At 63.1% G+C, this 20,994-nt stretch carries 11 protein-coding genes and 4 pseudogenes; 12 read left to right on the forward strand and 3 right to left on the reverse strand.

From position 1 onward, the window contains the following. The first annotated feature begins 103 nt into the window (after nucleotides 1-103). The 12 genes and pseudogenes from IPL40_14200 (at nucleotide 104) to IPL40_14255 (ending at nucleotide 18,122) form a co-directional block, all read left to right on the forward strand. On the forward strand, nucleotides 104-424 hold the full coding sequence (locus IPL40_14200; protein ID MBK8482296.1) for a helix-turn-helix domain-containing protein: 321 nt from the start codon (nucleotides 104-106) through the stop codon (nucleotides 422-424). Continuing rightward, nucleotides 421-3,944 (forward strand): annotated as a pseudogene (locus IPL40_14205) (DUF3883 domain-containing protein). The gene IPL40_14200 and the pseudogene IPL40_14205 overlap by 4 nt, the downstream one beginning before the upstream one ends. 190 nt (nucleotides 3,945-4,134) lie before the next feature. Continuing rightward, the gene (locus IPL40_14210) at nucleotides 4,135-5,190 is read left to right on the forward strand and encodes a hypothetical protein (protein ID MBK8482297.1); all 1,056 of its coding nucleotides are present in this window, start codon (nucleotides 4,135-4,137) and stop codon (nucleotides 5,188-5,190) included. Between the two features lie 506 nt (nucleotides 5,191-5,696). Next, nucleotides 5,697-6,405, forward strand: a pseudogene (locus IPL40_14215) (hypothetical protein). Next, a complete protein-coding gene (locus tag IPL40_14220) occupies nucleotides 6,402-7,751 on the forward strand; it encodes a hypothetical protein (GenBank protein ID MBK8482298.1) in 1,350 nt (449 codons plus the stop codon). The pseudogene IPL40_14215 and the gene IPL40_14220 overlap by 4 nt, the downstream one beginning before the upstream one ends. Beyond that, entirely contained in the window at nucleotides 7,748-10,567 is a 2,820-nt protein-coding gene (locus IPL40_14225) for a DUF1156 domain-containing protein (GenBank protein MBK8482299.1), read from the forward strand. Before IPL40_14220 ends, IPL40_14225 begins: the two co-directional genes overlap by 4 nt. 3 nt (nucleotides 10,568-10,570) lie before the next feature. Continuing rightward, nucleotides 10,571-11,266 carry a hypothetical protein gene (locus IPL40_14230; protein ID MBK8482300.1) on the forward strand — a complete coding sequence of 232 codons (696 nt, stop codon included), beginning with the start codon at nucleotides 10,571-10,573 and terminating at the stop codon, nucleotides 11,264-11,266. Then, nucleotides 11,263-11,886: a DUF488 family protein gene (locus IPL40_14235; GenBank protein MBK8482301.1), complete on the forward strand. Its 624-nt coding sequence runs from the start codon at nucleotides 11,263-11,265 to the stop codon at nucleotides 11,884-11,886. The genes IPL40_14230 and IPL40_14235 overlap by 4 nt, the downstream gene beginning before the upstream one ends. After that, nucleotides 11,883-12,320, forward strand: a complete 438-nt coding sequence (locus IPL40_14240) for a DUF488 domain-containing protein (GenBank protein MBK8482302.1) — start codon at nucleotides 11,883-11,885, stop codon at nucleotides 12,318-12,320. Before IPL40_14235 ends, IPL40_14240 begins: the two co-directional genes overlap by 4 nt. Nucleotides 12,321-12,332: 12 nt before the next feature. Then, nucleotides 12,333-15,691: pseudogene (locus IPL40_14245) on the forward strand (DUF499 domain-containing protein). Between the two features lie 44 nt (nucleotides 15,692-15,735). Further along, nucleotides 15,736-16,425 carry a DEAD/DEAH box helicase family protein gene (locus IPL40_14250; protein MBK8482303.1) on the forward strand — a complete coding sequence of 230 codons (690 nt, stop codon included), beginning with the start codon at nucleotides 15,736-15,738 and terminating at the stop codon, nucleotides 16,423-16,425. 278 nt (nucleotides 16,426-16,703) lie between these two features. After that, on the forward strand, nucleotides 16,704-18,122 hold the full coding sequence (locus tag IPL40_14255) for a hypothetical protein (GenBank protein MBK8482304.1): 1,419 nt from the start codon (nucleotides 16,704-16,706) through the stop codon (nucleotides 18,120-18,122). Nucleotides 18,123-18,208: 86 nt separating this feature from the next. On the opposite strand, the gene IPL40_14260 is transcribed toward IPL40_14255, so the two are convergent. The 3 genes and pseudogenes from IPL40_14260 to IPL40_14270 all read right to left on the reverse strand — a co-directional run bounded on the left by IPL40_14260 (nucleotide 18,209) and on the right by IPL40_14270 (nucleotide 20,873). Then, complete coding sequence (locus IPL40_14260) at nucleotides 18,209-18,511, reverse strand: hypothetical protein (protein MBK8482305.1); 303 nt, start codon at nucleotides 18,509-18,511, stop codon at nucleotides 18,209-18,211. 186 nt (nucleotides 18,512-18,697) lie between these two features. Continuing rightward, nucleotides 18,698-20,328 (reverse strand): annotated as a pseudogene (locus IPL40_14265) (recombinase family protein). Next, nucleotides 20,325-20,873, reverse strand: a complete 549-nt coding sequence (locus IPL40_14270; protein MBK8482306.1) for a DUF2924 domain-containing protein — start codon at nucleotides 20,871-20,873, stop codon at nucleotides 20,325-20,327. Before IPL40_14270 ends, IPL40_14265 begins: the two are co-directional and overlap by 4 nt. Nucleotides 20,874-20,994: the final 121 nt, after the last annotated feature.

Consider the following 20,994-nt stretch of genomic DNA (forward strand, 5'->3'; position numbering starts at 1 on the left):
ACCCGGCGTCGCGATTGCGCGAGGCGGTCACGACGTCGGTGCGCAGCACCATCTCCGAGGTCACCGAAATTGCTGGTTGTCTGATTCCTTTCCGAGGAATAGAATGCCTTTCGTTGGATTCCTTTGCCTGGGCCTAAGGAGTGGTTTCGGCCCGGCCTGGAGAGCGTACGTGACGAACGACGAGGTCCTAACGGTCAAAGAGGTCGCCACGATTCTCAAGCTGGCCGAGAAGACGGTCTACTCGATGGCCCAGCGAGGAGAGCTGCCGACGTTCAAGGTCCGGGGGCAGTGGCGGATACGGCGGACGGACCTTGACCTCTGGCTCGAGCAGCAGCCGAAGGGAGAGCCCGTGGCCAAGAGTGGTCAGCCACCGTCGAAGAACGAGGCCCCGCGCACGACGCGACGCGGAGGTCGGGTAGTATGATCAAGCTTGAAGAACTCCAGCCCAAGACCGTCCTGCGCGGCATCCTGCCGGACTGCCTGGTGACGGTCGCCAGCGTTCAGTGGTTCGGGTCGGAGGCCCTCGAACTCACCTACAAGGACCCCGGCGGTCGTGTGTTCAACCAGCTCCTCTACCGCCACGACGAGCAGCGTCTGGAGATCGTAGAGCAAGGAAGGCCTTGGAGCTTCGACGGAGACGGTGCGCTCTTCCGGCTCGTGTCCGAGGCACACAGAATCCGTCTCGCGCACCTCTTCGACCCCGTTCTCGCCGTACATACATCGCTCGTCGATCCGCTGCCCCATCAGATAACGGCGGTCTACGAGGCGATGTTGCCACGCCAACCGCTGCGGTTTCTCCTCGCCGATGACCCGGGCGCGGGAAAGACGATCATGGCGGGACTGCTCATCAAGGAGCTGATCGCGCGTGGCGACCTCACGCGCTGTCTCGTCGTTTGCCCGGGAAGTCTCGCGGAGCAGTGGCAAGACGAGCTTTATCGCCGCTTCCATCTCCCCTTCGACATCCTGACCAACGACAAGCTGGAGGCGGCCCGCACCGGCAACTGGTTCCTCGAGAACAATCTCGTGATCGCACGACTCGACAAGCTCTCGCGCAACGAGGACGTGCAGCAGAAGCTCCAAGCGCCGGATTGCCGCTGGGACCTCGTCGTCTGCGACGAAGCGCACAAGCTCTCGGCCACGTTCTTCGGCGGCGAGATCAAGTACACGAAGCGCTATCAGCTCGGACAGCTGCTCTCGACCATCACGCGCCACTTCCTGCTGATGACGGCGACGCCGCACAACGGCAAGGAAGAGGACTTCCAGCTGTTCATGGCCCTGCTCGATGGTGACCGCTTCGAGGGGCGATTTCGCGACGGCGTCCACGTGGCCGACGTCTCCGACATCATGCGCCGCATGGTGAAGGAACGGCTGCTCAAGTTCGACAGCACGCCGCTTTTCCCGGAGCGCATCGCCTACACGGTGCCGTACAAGCTGTCGGACCCCGAGGCGCGGCTGTACAAGGAAGTCACCGACTACGTGCGCGACGAGTTCAACCGTGCCGAGGCGCTCCAGAACGACAAGCGCGCCGGCACGGTAGGCTTCGCCCTGACCATCCTGCAGCGGCGGCTGGCCTCGTCGCCCGAGGCCATCTACCAGTCGCTGCACCGACGACGCGAGCGCCTGGAGAAGCGGCTGCGCGAGTTGGAGCTTCTCCAGCGCGGTGCTGTTGCGACAGCTCTCGCGAGTGCAATACCCGTTCTCGACGACGAGGACGTCGAGGATCTCGAGGACGCGCCCGACAACGAGGTCGAAGCCACGGAGGAGCAGGTACTCGATCAGGCTACCGCCGCGCGCACCATCGACGAGCTCAAAGCAGAGATCGCAACACTTGCGCGCCTGGAGTCATTGGCGGCGTCAGTCCGCCGAGATGGAGAGGACCGCAAGTGGCGTGAGCTTGCGAACCTGCTCGCGGAGATCTTCACGCCCACGGCCATCGCGAATCGGGTCGCCGAGCCGATCACCCCATATGGCAAGGAGATCCCCAGGCCAACGCCGTCTCCGAGGCAGAAGCTCGTGATCTTCACGGAGCACCGAGACACGCTCAGCTACCTTGAGAACAGGATTACTACGCTTCTGGGGCGAACGGATGCCGTCGTCATCATTCATGGCGGCATGGGTCGCCAGGAACGCATGAAGGCGCAGGAGTCTTTCAAACACGATCCAGAAGTGCAGGTTCTTGTCGCCACCGACGCCGCCGGGGAGGGCATCAACCTTCAGCGGGCCCACCTGATGGTCAACTACGATCTGCCGTGGAATCCGAACCGTATCGAACAGCGGTTCGGGCGCATTCACAGGATCGGACAGACCGAGGTCTGCCATCTGTGGAATCTCGTGGCGGATGAGACGCGCGAGGGTGACGTCTATCGCACACTCCTCGAGAAGCTCGAGGAGGCGCGCAAGGCGCTGGGCGGTCAGGTATTCGACGTCCTCGGCAAGCTCCAGTTCGAAGGGGCCGCTGCGTCAGCTCCTTATCGAGGCCATCCGATACGGGGAGCGCCCCGAAGTACGTGCGCGCCTGACGCAGGCCGTCGCCCATGCCGTCGATCGCACGCAGCTCCAGGATCTTCTCGAAGAGCGGGCGCTGGCTCAGGACGCGATGGACGCAAGTCGCGTGCAGCGGGTGCGCGAGGACATGGAGCGGGCAGAAGCCCGACGCCTGCAGCCCCACTATATCGAGACGTTCTTCCTTGAGGGCTTTACCACAGGGCCTGCCGCTCGCGGCCTTCGTCTGCCCTGGCCATCCGCTGCTCGATGCGACGCTCGACCTCACGCTCGAACGCCACCGCGACCTGCTTCGTCGCGGCACGGCGCTCGTGGACGAGCGCGATCCCGGTGATGTTCCCCGCGTCCTCTTCTACCTTGAGCACGCCATCCAAGACGCAAGCATCACGCGCAGTGGTGAGCGCCGCACCATCTCGAAGCGGATGCTCTACGTGGAGCTCGACGCGTCAGGCACTGCGCGCCACCTGCACTACGCGCCGTACCTCGACTACCGGCCGCTTCAGCAGGAAGACCCGTCCGTACAGGTCATTCTGGATCGTTCCGAGTGCGCCTGGATCGCCCGCGACCTCGAGCAGAAGGCGCAGGGACACGCAATCGCCAATGTGGTCCCGGAGCACCTCCAAGAGGTGCGTGGCCCCCGCCTGACGTGGATCCAGAAGACGCGTGCAGCTGTCAAGGATCGGCTGACCAAGGAGATCGGGTACTGGGACCACCGCGCCGAGGAGCTCAAGCTCCAGGAGCAGGCGGGCAAGCCAAACGCCCGCCTGAACTCGCAGGAGGCGCGACGCCGGGCCGACGAGCTGCAAGGACGTCTCCAGAAGCGCATGGAGCAGCTCGACCTCGAGGGGCAGATCTCGGCGCTGCCGCCGGTGATCCTCGGCGGGTTAGTCGTGGTTCCCATGGGCTTGCTCGCGAAGATCGACGGGCGGGCGGTGGTAAGCACAACATCAGCCATCGACACGCAAGCATCGGCAGCCCGGGCACGCGCGATCGTCATGGAGGTGGAGGGACGGCTCGGGTTCGAGCCCACCGACCGCGAAACCGAGAAGCTCGGCTACGACATCGAGAGCCGAGAGCCGGGCACGGGCAAACTCCGATTCATTGAAGTCAAGGGCCGGGTCTCGAGTGCCGCGACGGTCACTGTCACGAAAAACGAGATCCTCTATTCCCTCAACAAACCCGACGACTTCATCCTGGCCATCGTCGAGTTCCTCGAAGACGACACGCATCGCGTGCAGTACGTTCGCCGCCCCTTCCAGCGTGAGCCCGACTTCGGCGTGACGAGCGTGAACTACAGCTTGTCAGAGTTGATCGACAAGGAGAGCCGCCGAGATGACAGAGAATCAGACAACCGCTGGTCTCGGTGCTTGGTTCCAAGAGCGACCGAAGTGGATGCAGGAAGCAGCCCGTCTTCTCTTGACGAAAGGTCGTCTCGCGGATGAAGACCTATCCGCCCTCCTCGACAGATGTCTTCGGGAGGACGATTCAAGAGACACGACAACTGCTGCGTCCTTCCCAGCGAACGCTTTTCATGCCCAAAGTGCATCCGCATTGCGCTTACGCACTATCGGCAATGTCAGAGGCATCAACGCGCTTGCGCCCCGTAGCCCCCTGGACTTCGGACTAGACGACATGGCCGTCGTCTACGGTGGTAACGGCTCCGGCAAATCCGGCTATGTCCGCATCCTGAAGCACGTCTGTGGCGCGCGCAGTCCCGGCACGCTCCATCCGAACGTCTTTGAGAACGCCGGCGCTACGCAGTCGGCAGACATCAAGTACAGCGCCGACAATCAAGAACGCCAGGTGTCCTGGAGTACCAGCGACGGAGTTCAGTCCGACCTCCGTCCCGTGGATATCTTCGATGCCGATTGTGGCCGCATGTATTTGGAAAGCGAAAGCGAGGTAACATATGAACCGCCGGCACTTTTGTTTTTCTCCGACCTGATCGCTGTTTGCGAGCAGGTTGCGAGGCGGATTGACGGCAAGTTGGGAAGGTGCGCATCGCAAAAGCCCCAGATGCCTGCGGGCTGCGCCGACACAGCGGCGGGCGAATGGTACACGGCACTGAGCGCGACAACTCCACCCGGGGAGATTTCCACACGCACACGGTGGGACACCGCGGACGACACATCTGTCGATGACTTAGAGAAGCGATTAGCGGAAAAGGCCCCTGCCGACAGGGCCAAAGAACTACTCGCGAAGAAGGGTCATGCGGAGAGTCTGATCCGGGGATTCGAGGATCTTCTTCCGCAACTCTCCGATGAGAACTGCCGCCGCATCATTAAGCTCAAGAAGGAAAAACTCATCAAGCGTGAAGCCGCACAAGCCGCGGCCACCAAGGTATTCTCCGGCGCTCCTCTGGAGGGCATCGGAACTGACGCATGGAAACTACTGTGGGAGTATGCGCGTCGTTACTCTGAAGCCCACGCCTACCATGCCCAAGCATTCCCGCATCTTGCACCCGAGGCCAGATGCGTTCTTTGTCACCAGCCCTTGTCAGATGATGCTCGCCAGCGCCTCGCCTCCTTCGAGGAATTCGTCAAAGGGCAAGCGGAGAAGGACGCGAATCATGCGGAGAAGACCCTCGAAGATGCGATGACCGCTATTGGGGACGTACCGACCGACCAGACAATCAAGACGCAATGCGATGCCGCAGGACTGGCATACGAAGGAGATCTGCCCCGGTAGTCGTGTCCGTGGACGCTCTTCGGCAACGCAAAGCGAAGTTGCTGGATGGCGAATCGCTCGATGCGTTGCCTGCCGCTCCGGATTGTACGTCATGGTTGCGGGAGGCGAAAAGACAGGCATCCGAGTACGTTGATGGGGCCAAGAAGTGTCAGGAAGACGCGGCGTCCGATACTCGGCCGCAGCTTCAGAGTCAACTGCGCGAGCTGAAGGCAAGGAAATGGCTCTCCGAGCAGAGCGCGGCCGTTGAGGCAGAGATAGAAAGGCTGAAAGCCGTTGACCTCTTGGAAAAGGCGAAACGCCTGACGGACACGCGGGGCCTCTCGCGCAAGAAGGGTGAGATCGCGGAGGCCCTGATTACGGACGCCTTCGTGCAACGCTTCCGCGATGAGCTGACGGAGCTTGGCGCCTCACGGATCAAGGTGGAATTGGTCAAGAAACGGGTAGACCATGGCCGGGTTCTTCACGAGCTGCGTTTGGCGAAGGCCCGATCCGGCGCGCTGCGTGATGTGCTGAGCGAAGGCGAGCACCGGGTGGTGTCTCTGGCTGCATTCCTTGCGGATGTGACGGGCAAGCAGCAGCCCGCTCCGTTTGTGTTCGACGATCCGATCTCCTCCCTGGATCAGGATTTGAGGAGGCTGTGGTGCAACGGCTGGTGCGCCTGGCTTCGGAACGACAGGTGATTGTATTCACGCATCGCGTGTCTTTACTGGTTCTGCTTCAGGAGTACGGCAAGCGCGAGGGACGCGAGCCCAAGATTACCTGCGTCAGAAGCGAACCCTGGGGCACTGGAGAACCGGGCGACACGCCGCTGTTTGCGAAGAAGCCGGACAAGGCACTCAATGCGCTTCTGAACGAAAATCTGGCGAAAGCACGGAAGGCGCATGACGAAGAAGGCCAGACGGCTTATGTGCCGCTTGCGAAAGCTATCTGCAGCGATTTCCGGATTCTGCTCAAGCGCATGATCGAGTGCGAACTGTTGGCGGATGTTGTCCAACGTTTCCGTCGGGCCGTCAATACCAAGGCAAGTTGGACAAGCTGGCGCGCATCACGGCAGAGGACTGCAAGCTCTTCGATGACATGATGATCAAGTATTCCCGGTATGAACACTCGCAACCGAACGAAGCTCCAGTTGCCCCTCCCACACCAGATGAACTGAAAACGGATCTAGAGACATTGCGGGATTGGCGAACCGCCTTCGCCGGGAGGGCTTCATGACGCATCTCGTGCTGCCCGGCCGTATATTGATCATCTCGCCGCCGACCGGGACGACTAGGCTGCCGCTTGTCGAGATCGACAAGACGAAGTTACAGACCAAGTACAAGAGCATCCTTCTTCCTAAGGCGCAGCGAATAGCCGCCAACTGCTCCTACGGGGCGTTTGGTGTGGACCCTCTCGCGTTTACTGCGTGGGAACTGTGTCACGCAGCCAAGAAGACAGAACTCACTCGGACATTCACCTCGCAACGAGCCGATGAACTGGCGCTCGTCTTCTCACACGAGCACTACGACCGGTTCGTCTGGGATACCGACAACCTGCGGTGCGCTGATGGCAGTGGCCTGTGGCTAGAGGATTTCAGCGGGAAGAGTCTCGCGGGCCGCATCAGTGAGGCGCTTGCCTACCTGACCATGACCAAGATGTGGGGATACGCCTACTGGGACAGGATCACCAGCGTCTGGCTGCGTGCCGCCCGCAATGCGAACATCACCCACGCAGACATGGTCCGGGTGGCACGGTTCACGGGGAGTCTGACTGGCCAGTCATTCGACCCTCAGCCGGATTTCGTCTTTGAGAAGCCGGACAAGACCGTGGCTTTGATGGAGGCGAAAGGAAGCTTCGTAGCGCCTAGGAACGACCGCCCCAATGCGAAAGGCCCGCTAAAACACGGGCTGGATCAACTCGCGAAGTGGGCCCCGTTGATCACTCCATCTCCTGCCAAGTGCATCGCCATCGGGAGCTTGCTGCGCGAGGCTAGCGATCCGTGCCGCGACCCATCGCTTATCCTGCACGTCGATCCGCCTGCCGAGGGAACTCCCAAGATAGAACCGGTTGAGTTCCGGCCTGATGAAATCAGACGAGGGAACTTCGCTGCGTGGTTGATCGGAATGGGCTTCCGAAACAGCGGTCTTGCGTTGGCAGACCGCCGAGAGATCGACACCGCCGAAGTGGAACTGCCTGTTGCCACGCTGAACGGTGTTGACTTCGCCTTGAGCATTCAAGGCTGGCGTGTTGATCGGCACCGATTTGAACAGTTCTCCTGGTGGCCTTTTGATCTGTGGCATGTACCATTGCTGCATCGGTTCGAGTTTCTACGGGATGTCGGCGTGACCGGCGTTTACGCCTTGGGCCTCGAAGTGCGTACCCTGCGCACGATTTGTGCTGCTCTCAGGAATCCCTCGTCGGAAGCGATGATGGACCTGCCCACCGTTGACTTCGGCAGACAGAGTGACACCCGAGGCGCGGACGGTTTCTATGGGAGTGTCATGCGGGACGGAAGTCTATTGGGCATCATCAGTAGCCGCTACTTCGAGCAAGAGATGAGAACGGGGAAGTTTAAACTATGACCGATAGGAAAAAGCTCATCGAAGTAGCACTGCCGCTTCCCGAGATCAACGACGCCTCGGCCTACGACAAGATGCCGGGGATTGGGCCACATCCCAAGGGCATCCATCACTGGTGGGCCCGGCTGCCGCTGCCCACAGCGCGCGCCGTTCTCTTCGCCTCCGTGGTGGACGACCCGAGTGAGCATCCCGAGAAGTGGCCGACGGAGGCAGCGCAGAACGTCGAGCGCGAGCGCTTGTTCGGAATTATCCGCCGGATGATGGGCAAGAAGCTGCACGATCACCCGGAGGTCTACGCTGAGGCACGGGACGAGATGCTCAAGCACTGCGACGGCAAGCTGCCCGCCGTGTTCGACCCGTTCGCCGGCGGCGGCTCCATCCCGCTCGAAGCCAACCGGCTGGGATTCGAGGCCCACGCCGGGGATCTCAACCCTGTGGCGGCGCTGCTCAACAAGTGCAACCTGGAGCTCGCGCCGCGGTGGGCCGGGCACCCCCCCGTCAACCCCGAGGACCGCAAGCGGATCGGTGGCACGCAGTCCTGGCGCGGCACGCATGGACTCGCAGCCGACGTGCGGCACTACGGACGGCTCATCCGCGACCGAGCTCAAGCTTCGATCGGTCACCTCTACCCGAAGGCACGTTTGCCAAAAGAGCACGGTGGCGGCGAGGCGAACGTAATCGCCTGGATCTGGGCGCGCACTGCGGCAAGCCCAGACCCTGCGGCGCGTGGGAAGCACGTTCCGCTCATCAGCACGTACTGGCTATCCAACAAGAAGGGGGGGGAGGCGTGGCTCGAGCCCGTAGTGGACAAGGCCACAGGCACGTGGCGCTTTGAAGTGCGGCGCGGGTCGCCGAACGATCGCGCCGCGATCGGGGCGGGGACGAAGCGGGGACGCGGGTCAAATTTCCAGTGTCTTCTCACCGGGACGCCGATATCAGAGGACCACGTCCGCAACGAAGGCCAGCGCGGTCGCTTCGGACTCGTCCTGTTGGCCGTGGTGGCAAGCGCGGGACGTGGCCGCATCTACCTGCCAGCGAACGCGGACCACACTACGGTTGCGCAAGTTGACGCTCCTGTCATTGAGTCTGGGGACATGCCAGACAACGCGCGCTGGTTCTCGCCGCCGCTTGTCGGGCTCAAGACGTACACTTCAGTATTTGCTCCCCGTCAGCTCACGGCGATGGTGGCGCTGAGCGATCTGGTCAAGGCGATCCGTGTCGACCTGCGTCGCGATGCCGCTGCAGCCGGATTGCCTGATCGTGACGCCGATACCTACGCAAGCACGGTGACCACCTTCCTGGCGCTGGCGGTGGACCGTTCTTCGGACTTCAACAATGGCCTGTGCCGATGGAGCCCGAGCAACCAGAAAGTGATGAACCTCTTCGGCCGGCAGGCCATACCGATGGTCTGGGACTTCGCTGAAGCCAATATCCTCGGTGAGTCCGTCGGTGCATGGAGCACATGTAGCGAGTACGTGGCCGACTGCATCGAGGTTATCACCGTAGACTCTGGGAAGATCGGGCAGGGCCGCCAGATCGACGCTGCCGGGGGCGCTGACGGTCTGCGCAACCTGCTCGTGAGCACCGATCCTCCCTACTACGACAACATCGGATATGCCGCGCTTTCCGACTTCTTCTACGTGTGGTTGCGGCGCACCATCGGTGAGTTCTACCCCAACCTCTTGAGCACGTTGCTCGTGCCAAAACTGCCGGAACTGACCGCTTCGCCCGAGCGGTTCGAGGGCAATAAAGAGAGAGCGAAGGAGCACTTCGAGACGGGGTTCCGCAAGGCCTTCACCGCTCTGCGCGACAAGATGGACCCGCGGTTCCCGCTCACTGTCTATTATGCCTTCAAGCAGGACGACGAGAAAACCGGGTCCGACGACGAATGCGAGGGCGAGGGCATTGGCGGCGTCGACCTCACCACGGGATGGGAGACGCTGCTCGATGCTCTCATCGCGAGCGGCTTCCAGATCACGGGCACTTGGCCGGTTCGCGCCTCGCAGAAATGGCGAATGGTGTCTATGGGGACAAATGCCCTTGCTTCGTACATCGTGCTCGCCTGCCGGCCACGCGCAGCGAACGCCCCGCAGACCGATCGACGCTCGTTCGTCGCCGAGCTGAAGCGCGAGCTACCGTCCGCCCTGCGCCACCTCCAGCAGGGCAACATCGCGCCGGTAGACTTCGCGCAGGCCGCCATCGGACCGGGCATGGCTATCTACTCGCGCTACGGGCGCATCCTCGAGAGCAGCGGGAACGCCATGACGGTGCGGACAGCGCTCTCGCTCATCAACCAGACCCTCACTGAGGTGCTCTCGGAGCAGGAGGACGAGTACGACGCCGACACGCGTTGGGCCATTGCGTGGTTTGAGCAGCAGGGCTTCAGCGAGGGCGACTTCGGTATGGCGGAGCTGCTCAGCAAGGCAAAGGTGACCTCGGTCACGGGGCTCCAGCAGGCGGGGTTCATCCACTCGAAGGGTGGGAAGGTTCGTCTACTTCGCCCCGAGGAGCTTCCGATTGGATGGGATCCGACGACCGACAAGCGCCTGACCATTTGGGAGATGACGCATCACCTTCTGCGCATCTACTTCCACGAGAAGGCGGGCGACGAAGCAACCGCGGCGCTCCTGCGCAAGCTCGGGTCGCGGGGCGAGATCGCCCGCGACCTGGCGTACCGACTCTTCGATGTCTGCGAGAAGAAGAAGCGCTCGCAAGAGGCGCTGGCCTACAACGCGCTGGTACTCGGGTGGCCGGAGCTCGCTCGTCTGGCTCGAGAGGGAGCGCGAGGGCAGCAAGCGACGCTGTTCGAGGGGGAGTAGCCAATGGGCACAGTCAAACGCATCATCTGCCTCGCCAACTCACGGAAGATCAACGGACGTTGCATCGCGGGGCGTGTGCTGAGCAATGGCCAACCCGCGGGTTGGCTGCGTCCGGCGAGCGACAGAGAGCACGAGGAGGTTTCGGAGTACGAGCGGCAGTACCAGGACGGCAGCGATCCTCGGGTCCGCGACATCATCGACGTGCCGCTGCTTCGCCCGCGGCCAAAGGACTTCCAACAAGAGAACTGGCTGCTCGACGCGCAGTACTATTGGGTGAAAACCGGTCGGGCCAAATGGAAGGACCTCGAGCCGCTTGATGAACCTACTGGTCCTCTGTGGATTGACGGTCACAGCACATATAACGGCATCAATGATGAGATCCCACTGTCGGAGGCAGTGACACTCAGGAGTTCACTTCGTCTCATCCGAGTTGATACTCTACAACTTGTTGTCTTTGCTCCCGGCGAAGCTTTCGGGAATTCGAAGCGGCGAGTTCAAGCCAAATTTAGCCACGCTGGCGTTCGCTACGCCCTCTGGGTGACCGATCCGCAATACGAGGTTCGGTACTTGGCCCAGCCCGACGGAGAGCATCAGATAGGCGAGAGCTTTCTGACGATCAGCCTGGGTGAGCCGTACAAGGACTGTTGCTACAAGCTTGTCGCCGCGATCATCGAGCGCCCTTCGCGGGGTGGCTCATGACCGAGACGAAGCCGCACGTCTGGACTGTCGGGCACTCGACCCAGACACTCGATGACTTCGTCGTCCTGCTGCGACGCCACGAGATCTCGGTGGTGGCGGACGTGCGCTCCGCCCCCTACAGCCGGTTTTCTCCTCACTTCAACAAGGATGCGCTTCAACGCGGCCTCAAGGCCAACGGGATCAAGTACGTGTTCCTGGGACGAGAGCTCGGGGCACGCTCGGACGACCCGACGTGTTACGAGCATGGGCGCGTCCAGTATGCACGTCTGGCCAAGACCGAGCTGTTCCAGCAGGGCCTGGATCGCCTGATCCGCGGCGCCAGCGAGCACAGGATTGCCATTATGTGCGCGGAAAAGGAACCGCTGGAGTGCCACCGGACCATCCTGGTAGCCCGAGCGCTCGTCGCACGCGGTGTTGAGGTGGATCACATCCTCGCCAGCGGGCAGGTGGAGTCGCATGGAGATGCGATGGTCCGCCTGCTCCGTGTTGTCGGTATCCCGCGAGAGGACCTGTTTCGCTCCGAGGACGAATTGATCGAGGAAGCATTGGCTCGCCAGGAGGAGCGCATCGCCTACGTGGACGAGAAGCTGGCCGGCGAAGCAGAAGGGAGGGCGTCTTGAGGATCTTCACCATCGGCTTCACGAAGAAGAGCGCGAAGCGTTTCTTCGAATTGCTCCGCGAGTCGGGAGCCAAACGCGTCGTAGACGTCCGGTTGAACAATGTGTCACAGCTTGCGGGCTTCGCGAAGAAGGACGACCTCGCATACTTCCTCAAAGAAATATGCGGCATGGACTACGTCGCGCTGCCTGCTCTCGCCCCGACTCGGGAGATCCTGGACGAGTTCAAGAAGCGGAAGGGCGACTGGCAGGTCTACGAGCAGCAGTTCATTGACCTGATGAAGCAGCGGAGGGTGGAGGAGACCGTCAAGCGCGAGGTCGTATCCGATGGATGCCTGCTCTGCAGCGAGGACAAGCCAGACCAATGCCACCGCCGTCTTGTTGCCGAGTACCTGCGACGCCACTGGGGTGACGTCGAGATCCGCCACCTGGTGTAAGGAGAGCTTCCGATGGCCATGACAAATCACGAACGTGTGGGCAAAGGGCTGGAGCTGCTCCGCGCGGGTCTGGTGCCGTTCATCGAGCGCGAGCTCAAGAGCGTTTACAAGAACGATGCCCTTGCGCAGGCGAGACGGCTCATGGGAGAGGACCGCCTCCTCGCGGGCAAGCCGTTGGCCGGAGTGGGACGCGGCCGCGCTCCTCAGCTGATGTGGGAGGCGTGGAACGATGTCTTCCGCCGGACGCTCGGTCAAGGCGGATCGGACTCTGGTGCGCGAGCTCCAGGATGTCCGAAACAGGTGGGCGCACCAGCAGACCTTCTCGAGCGACGACGCCTACCGAGCGCTCGATTCTACGGGCCGGCTTCTGTCCGCGGTGTCGGCGCCGGAGTCGCAGGATGCCGACAAGCTGAAGATGGAGCTCCTGCGGGTGCGCTTCGACGAGCAGATGCGGACCGAGAAGCGCAAGAGCGCCGGCACGGCCATCGAGAGCCAGGCCACGGGCAACCTGAAGCCATGGCGCGAAGTGATCACGCCACACAAGGACGTGGCCAGCGGCCGCTACCAGCAGGCCGAGTTCGCCGCTGATCTCTGGCAGGTCCATGTCGGCGAGGGGACCGACGAGTACAAGAATCCGGCCGAGTTCTTCCGACGCACCTACCTCACCGAGAGCTTGAAGCGCCTCCTCGTGGGCGCGCGGTGCAGCGGCTTTCGAGCAATGGCGGCGACCCGGTTGTGCAGCTCCAGACGAACTTCGGCGGCGGGAAGACCCATTCGATGCTAGCGCTCTACCACCTCTTCTCCGGGGGTGGCTCCCGGCGAACTCGCGGGCGTCGACGCCGTTTTGACCGAGGCTGACACTTCCGAAGCTGCCCGCCGCGCGTCGGGTTGTACTGGTCGGCAACAAAATCTCGCCGGGCAACCCGGTCAAGAAGCCCGACGGCACCGTTGTGCGCACCCTCTGGGGTGAGCTCGCCTGGCAGCTCGGCGGTAAGAAGGCGTTCGATCGCGTGCGCGCCGACGACGAGAAGGCAACCAGCCCGGGAGATACGCTCCGGGAGCTGTTCAAGGAGTACGGACCCTGCCTTGTGTTGATCGACGAATGGGTTGCCTATGCCCGCCAGCTCCACGATCAGAGCGACCTGCCCGCGGGGAGCTTCGAGACGCAGTTCACCTTTGCCCAGGTGCTCACCGAGTCGGCCAAGCTGGTGCAGAACTGCCTGCTGGTGATCAGCCTTCCGGCATCGGACACCGCCGGCTCACCGCACACGCAGGCAGATGACGTTGAGGTCGGCGGTCAGCGGGGTCGCGAGGCACTCGATCGGCTGCGGAACGTGGTAGGCCGGGTCGAGTCGTCTTGGCGGCCGGCCAGCGCCGAGGAGGGTTTCGAGATCGTGCGCCGACGGCTGTTCGAGCCGCTCGTCGATCAGGCGCAGTTCGTTGCGCGCGATACCGTGGCCCGCGAGTTCTACGACCTCTATCGCACGCAGCACCAGGAGTTCCCGCTCGAGTGCCGTGACGCTGACTACGAAAAGCGGCTCAAGGCTGCGTACCCCATCCATCCAGAGGTGTTCGATAGGCTGTACACCGACTGGTCTACGCTCGTGAAGTTCCAGCGCACCCGCGGCGTGCTGCGGCTGATGGCGGCGGTGATCCACAGCTTGTGGGAGAAGGGCGACAAGAACCCGCTGATCCTGCCGGCGAACATATCCATCGACGACCCCCGCGTGCAGTTCGAGCTGACGCGCTACCTCTCCGACAACTGGGTGCCGGTCATCGAAAAGGACGTGGACGGCCCAAGTTCGCTGCCGTTACGCCTCGACGGCGAGGTTCCGAATCTTGGCAAGTTCGCCGCCTGCCGGCGCGTGGCCCGCACGATCTATCTGGGTTCGGCTCCGACCCCCACCGCCGCCAACCGTGGCATCGAGGACCGACGCGTGAAGCTCGGCTGCGTGATGCCGGGTGAGTCGCCCGCCGTCTTCGGGGACGCCCTGCGGCGACTCGCTGGCGCCGCCACTTACCTATACCAGGATGGGCCGCGCTACTGGTACTCGACTCAGCCCACGGTTACCAAGCTGGCCGAGGACCGTGCCGAACAGCTCAAGCGCGACCCCGACAAGGTGGTGCAGGAGCTTGACCGCAGACTGCGTGCCGATCTGCGCAAGACCGGCGACTTCAGCCGCATCCACCCGCTGCCCAGGTCGGGACAGGACGTACCGGACGACATGGACGCGCGATTGGTTGTGCTCGGGGTCGATCATCCATACAGCAAGGAGCCGGATAGCCCTGCAGAGACCGCTGCAAAGGCCATCCTCGAATTGCGTGGCAGCGCGCAGCGCCTCTATCGCAACAGCCTCGTCTTCATCGCAGTAGACAAGACTCGGTTGCAGGATCTAGACGAAGCGGTTCGCCGCTACCTCGCTTGGGAATCCATCGTTGCCGAGAAGGACACGCTGGACCTCTCCCCTCACCAGGTGAAGCAGGCCGAGACCCAACAGAGTGGTGCCGACGGCGCTGTCGTGGCACGACTCCCTGAGGCCTATCAGTGGTTGCTCGTTCCCACCCAGAGCAACTCGCAGGCTCCCGTGGAGTGGCAAGCCATCCGTCTTTCCGGCCAAGACTCGCTGGCCGTTCGAGCGAGCAAGAAGCTGCGGAACGACGAGCTGCTGGTCACGAGCATGGCCGCTTCTCGCCTGCGCATGGAGATGGATCGCGTGCCCCTGTGGCGCGGGGACCACGTGTCGATCCAACAGCTCGTGGAAGACTTCGCCCGATACCTCTACCTCCAGCGGCTCAAGGACCCGTCTGTGTTGCTCGAAGCGGTCCGGAGCGGTCTGGGCCTCCTGACGTGGGAGCAGGACTCCTTTGCTTTCGCCGACAGCTACGACGAGCAGGCAAAGCGCTACCGCGGGCTGCAGTTCGGTCGCCAGGTTGCGATTTCAGACGGTGACACCGGTGGGGTGCTCGTCAGGGCCGACGCCGTTCGGGTCCAACTCGAAGCGGAACGGCCGGCGCACCAGACCACATCGGGGCAAACGACGGCAACCGCGAACGGATGCGCCGGTACCGCTGTCGGGCCATCGCCCGGCACCGCGACCGCTCCAGAGCCACCGATGCCACCGGTCGAGCCAAACCAGCCGAGGCGTTTCCACGGAACGGTCGTGCTCGACCCGACTCGCGTGGGCAGGGACGCCAGCCGGATTGCGGACGAGGTCATCACCCATCTGGCAGGACTCGTCGGAGCAGACGTGAAGGTGATCCTGGAGATCGAGGCGAACATCCCGGGCGGCGCGCCCGAGCACGTCGTGCGAACCGTAACCGAGAACAGCCGGACGCTGAAGTTCACCACTCAGGGATTCGAGAGCGAGTGAGGCAATCGAGGTCTGCCCTATGCTGACCCTATTGGACGAGTACCATGGTTGACTTCAAGAAACTGGTTCCAAAGAAGACTGGCGAACGCTCGGCGGATCCGCTTGTCCTCTTCCGCGGGCTTGATCGCAAGACGTCGCATATCTCCCTGCGCGAGCCTCAGAAAGAAGCTTTGCGTGCACTGCATCAGCGTCGCGGAGAGCACGACCATGTTGTCAAGATGCCAACCGGCACTGGCAAGTCCGCCGTCGGGCTCCTATACCTCCTCTCGCACATGGCTGAGACTGGGCGTCCAGTCGTGTATCTGTGCCCAACCGTCCAGCTTGTGGAACAGGTAATCGCCGAAGCAGCGCGTCTCGGCATCGACGCTCGCACCTACCCGGGGGGTGAACGATGGCCAGATCAGCGCTGCGTGGCTGGTGAGGCAATAATCGTCTGCACGTATGACAAGCTCTTCAATGCAAAGACCACCTTCGACCGACCGGAGCTCCTCATCACACCGGCTGCTATCGTACTCGATGACTCCCATTCTGGTGTTGAGGAGATCCGTAACGCATTCACACTCCGGTGTGCCAGCCCGGATCCCTACAATGCACTGCTATCGGTGCTCGAACCATTGGGCCGCTCCTACTCGTCCACGACATGGGATGACATTCGAGCCGGCCGCCCAGATGCAGTGATGGAGATCCCTACTGGTCGTGGCGGGGGATCGTCGATGAAGTGCGCGGCGCCCTAGACCCGTTCGAAGAAACGAACGAGTTCAGGTTCACATGGCCATATCTCCGCGATGTCCTTCGGTGGTGCAGGTGCGTTGTCACTGCCGATTCGAGCGAAATCGCACCGCTCATCCCTCTTGTCGACCGAGTTCGCGCATTTGAGCGTGCTGATCATCGACTGTTCATGTCAGCAACATTGACCGACGACTCGGTCCTGGTACGTGAACTCGGCTGTGCTGTAGTGCCCGCGACAACGCCCGTTGTGCCAACGTCAGAGGGCGGCCTTGGGGAGCGAATGGTGCTCGCACCGTTCCTGCTGGATCCTTCGCTACAACGTGCGTGGACAATGACGTGGTGCCAGGCAACCTCCGCGAAGTACACCGTGGTGGTCCTCTGCTCGTCGGAAAAGCAGGCGCGCGAATGGGCTGCTCATGGCGCCGCGCTCGTCTTTGGCTCTGACGTCGCTATCGCGGTCGAAGGACTGAAGGCTGGCAAACAGAAGTTCGTCGTTTTCACGCAGAGGTACGACGGGATCGATCTTCCCGACGATGCCTGCCGTGTACTGGTCATCGATGGCGTACCTTATGGAAGCGGTGCGATCGATCGTCTGGACAGCTCGAATCCCGGACTGCCTGGAGGCGTACGAAACCGTACATTGAACCGCATTGAGCAGGGGATGGGACGGGCCGTACGTTCCAATGCCGACTACGCTGTGTGCGTTCTTGCGGGTCCAGAGTTGGCGAGTTTCATCACACGCCGCGAGATCCAGGACCGAATGAGTCCAGATGTTCGCATTCAGCTACGACTCGCTAAAGAACTGGCCGATCTTGCTCGGGATGATGGTGCCACCGCTCCGGAAGCGGCATTTCGAGATCTAGTCAAGAAGTGCCTTACCCGAGACGAGGGCTGGAAGGACTTCTATGACCTTCGTGTGCGCCAAGAGGTATCCGGGCTGACCTCGAGTTCACCCCTGCTGGACCACGTGGCGCTCGCGGGGGCAGAGCGAGACGCGATCCGCGCGGCTGTTGACGGTGACCCTCTCAGCGGTCGCGAGCTTCTCCAGAAGGCAATGGACGCTGCCTCACCGAGCGAGAGCGTCGCGGCCGGATATCTTCAGCTACTTGCGAACTTCACGGTTGAGTCGGATCCGGGTGGCGCAGCGAAGCTGCAGAAGGCGGCTTTCACCAAGAACAGAGTGGGCATCTTTCGACCACCGCCAGGAATCGTCCTGAAGCCGGCAGACCCAGGGCGCTGGGAAGTCGCCGCAGCGATCATCAAGAAGCTCGGCAGCTATTCCGACGGCAATGGGATCGTGGCCCATTTCCATACGATCAAGTCTTCACTCGCGTTCGATGTGCCGGCCCAGCGCTTCGAAGCAGCACTCGAGGAGTTGTTCGGTCTCCTTGGTGTAGACTCGACTCGTCCGGAAAAGGAGCTGGCAGAGGGTCCTGACAATCTAGCCCTGTGGCCGGTTCTGAGCCTCGTCATCGAGGCAAAGAATGAGGCGAGCTACGACAAGCTCCCGAAGAAGGATGCGGAACAACTGCTTCACAGCATGGAGTGGTTCAAGGCGAACTACGCGACGAGGAACGGTACACCGGTGTTCGTGGCGCCCACAGCGAAACGTGGCCCAGGCGTATTCGTTCCCGATGGCTGTCGGGTGATGACGCCAGAAAAAGCTCCAAGGGCTCGTAGAATCGGTAGAGGGCTTTCTTGACGGGCTCGCATCACGAACCGTTGGCGAGTGGCAAGCAAAGGACGTTGATCGCCTTCTGTCTGATCATGGTCTCACATCTGCGCAGTTCATTGACAGGCACACCTTGAAGGTGCGCTGAGTGGGATTTCGAGGCACTCCAAAGCTCGCCTCTGTTCTGACCATCCCTCGATCTTCACCACCGCTCGCAGCGCCCGCTCGCTCAGCGGCTCGACGCCGTCGACGGCCTCGAGGTCGATGATCTGCTCCTGGAGGTCGGGGGCGAGCGTCAGGAGGTCGAGGAGCTGGGAGATGCGGGCCCGGGTGAACCCGAGCTGGCGGGCGAGATCGGCGCGGTCGCGGTAGTCGCCGAGGTCGATGGCGGCCTGGAAGCGGTGGGCGAGCGCGAGCATCTGGGCCACGCGGGCCGGGCGGCGGACCGAGGCTGGCGGTGGCGCGGGCTCCTGCTCGCTGAAGCCCCCAGGGCGCGTCGCGGACGCGGAACAGGTGGCCGGTGAAGATGCGCTGGCCGGAGGGCGACATGGTCTCCTCGGCGGCAGTGTCCTCGTTCGTCCCGCAGATCCCGGGCCCGGCGTCGTTCATAGTGTCGTCTCCATCGTCGGTTGAGCCGCGGCCGGCGTGGGCGCGGTGTCGGCCTGGTCATCCTCTTCGTCGTCGCCGAGGTCGAGGTCCGCGAGCACAGCAGTGACGCGGCCGCTCGGCTCGTCCACCTCGACCCGCTCGACGACCGCCGCGACGAGCCGGGCCTGGTTCTCCGGGGTCATCACGTCCCAGACCGCGTCGAAGCGGGCGAGCGTCTCGGCCACCCACCGGACCTCGACCTCGGTCTGGTCCAGGTTGGCGAGCGCCCGCTCCACCTCAGCGAGGCGAAGCTCGCAGGCGGCGAGCTGGCCGCCGATGTCCTCGATGCGCTCCTCGAGCAGGCGGTGCGCGGTGCCCCTGGCCTGGCCAAGCGTCTCGACGAGGTTGCGGCCCTCGGCCGACAGGCTCGCGATCCTGGCCGGCAGGTCACGGCGCTCGGTCTGTAGGCCCTTGCGCCGGGAATCGAGCTTGCCCAGCAGCTTCCGGTGCACGTCCTTGGCCAGCCCCCCGCTCGCGGTCGCCTCGCGCAGACGCTCGACCACGAAGCCCTCGATGGCCGCCGCGGGGAGCGGTCTCGCCGGGCAGGCGCCACGGCCCTCCTTGTCCCGGGTCACGCACCGGTAGTAGCGGTACTCGGTCCCGTCCTTCTTGCGGGTCGAGGCCGGGGTCATGGCCATGCCGCAGTGGCCGCAGCGCAGCGCGCCCCGGAGCAGGTAGGCCGGGTTGCGGGAGCCGGGTCGCCGAGGCCCCACCTTACCGTCGAGCTGGTCGGCGACGCGCTGCCAGAGCTCGCGGTCGATGATGGCCGCGTGCTCCCCCTCGTGCAGCTCGCCGTGGCACGGCATGTAGCCCGCGAAGACCGGGTTGCGGAGCACGCGCAGGACCGCGTCCTTGGTCCATCGCTTCCCCTCGCGCACGTTGCCGTTGTTGGCGCGGTGGCGCTTCGTGGTTCGCCCAGCCTTGTCGAGGAGGCGGGCCACGGCGAGCGCCGAGCGGTTTTGCTCGTAGAGATCGAACAGCTCGCGCACCACCACAGCCTCGAGCTCGTTGATGACCAGGTGCTTATCGACGACGTCGTAGCCGATGGGCACCGGACCGCCGGTCCACTTGCCCTTGCGGCGTGAGGCGACGATCTTGTCCCGCGTCCGCTCCGCGATCATGGATCTCTCAAATTCCGCAAACGACATCAGCATGTTGAGCGTGAGACGGCCCATGGCATCGGCGGTCGAGAAGTTCTGGGTGACGCTCACGAACGCCGCGCCCGCCCGGTTGAAGCGGTCCATGACCTGGGCGAAGTCGAGCAGGGAACGAGAGAGGCGATCGACCTTGTAGACGACCACCACGTCGATCTTGCCGGACTCCATGTCGGCCAGGATGCGCTGGAAGGCTGGGCGATCGATGTTCGCACCCGTGAAGCCGCCGTCGTCGTAGTGCTCGGGCAGGAGTTGCCAGCCCTCGTAGGCTCTGGCTGCGATGTAGCGTTCGCAGGCCTCCGCTGGGCGTCCAGCGAGTTGAAGTTTTGATCAAGCCCTTCGGAGGTGGACTTGCGCGTGTAGATGGCGCAGCGCCGCTTGGGCTCGGGCTGCTTCCCGTTCGGCGCTCCTGGCCGCCGCCTCGCGTTGATCATGCCTCACCTCCGGCGCCGCGCTCCTTTGCCCGATTCTTCAGGCGGAAGAAGAGGTAGCCGTTCCATCTGGTGCCGGTGATCTCCTGGGCGATCTTCGAGAGGCTGCGATAGCGGGCGCCACGGTACTCGAAGCCGTCCTCGAGCACGGTGACCCGGTGCTCGACGCCCTGGTGCTCGCGGACCAGCACCGTGCTTGGTGGGGGAAGGCATGGGTCGCGGTCCTTCACCTGGTCCGGCTCGGGGGCCTGATGGACCGGCCCGCCACCGTTGCTCGATCGCCATCGGACCGGGGCGCCGGGCGCCAGCTCAGCGATGCGAGCCCGGGCGTGGTCCGAGAGTCCGCCCTCGGCCAGCTCCTGGATCCGCCAGGCGATCTTCTTGCGCAGGTGGTCCTTGTTGCGCGAGCGGGTCGGCTCGTCGAACACCTCGCGGTACCGCTCGCAGAGCTGGCCCACTGTCATCTCGCGCAGGGTGGCGAGCTGCCCGGAGACGCCGGCCACGGCCCGGCGCGCCTTGCTCGCCGCTTCCTTCTTTCGTGGGTTCATCGTCATCCTCCTCGGCTCGCCGGGCTGCTCGGTGGGCCCGGCCTCATCAGCCATGGAGGCGTTGTTCGCCGGGTAAAGCAACTCTCAATTCCTAGTGTTTTCAACTGGTTGACGGTTCCGC

This window comes from Pseudomonadota bacterium, from assembly GCA_016711215.1.
Lineage (GTDB): Bacteria > Myxococcota_A > Polyangia.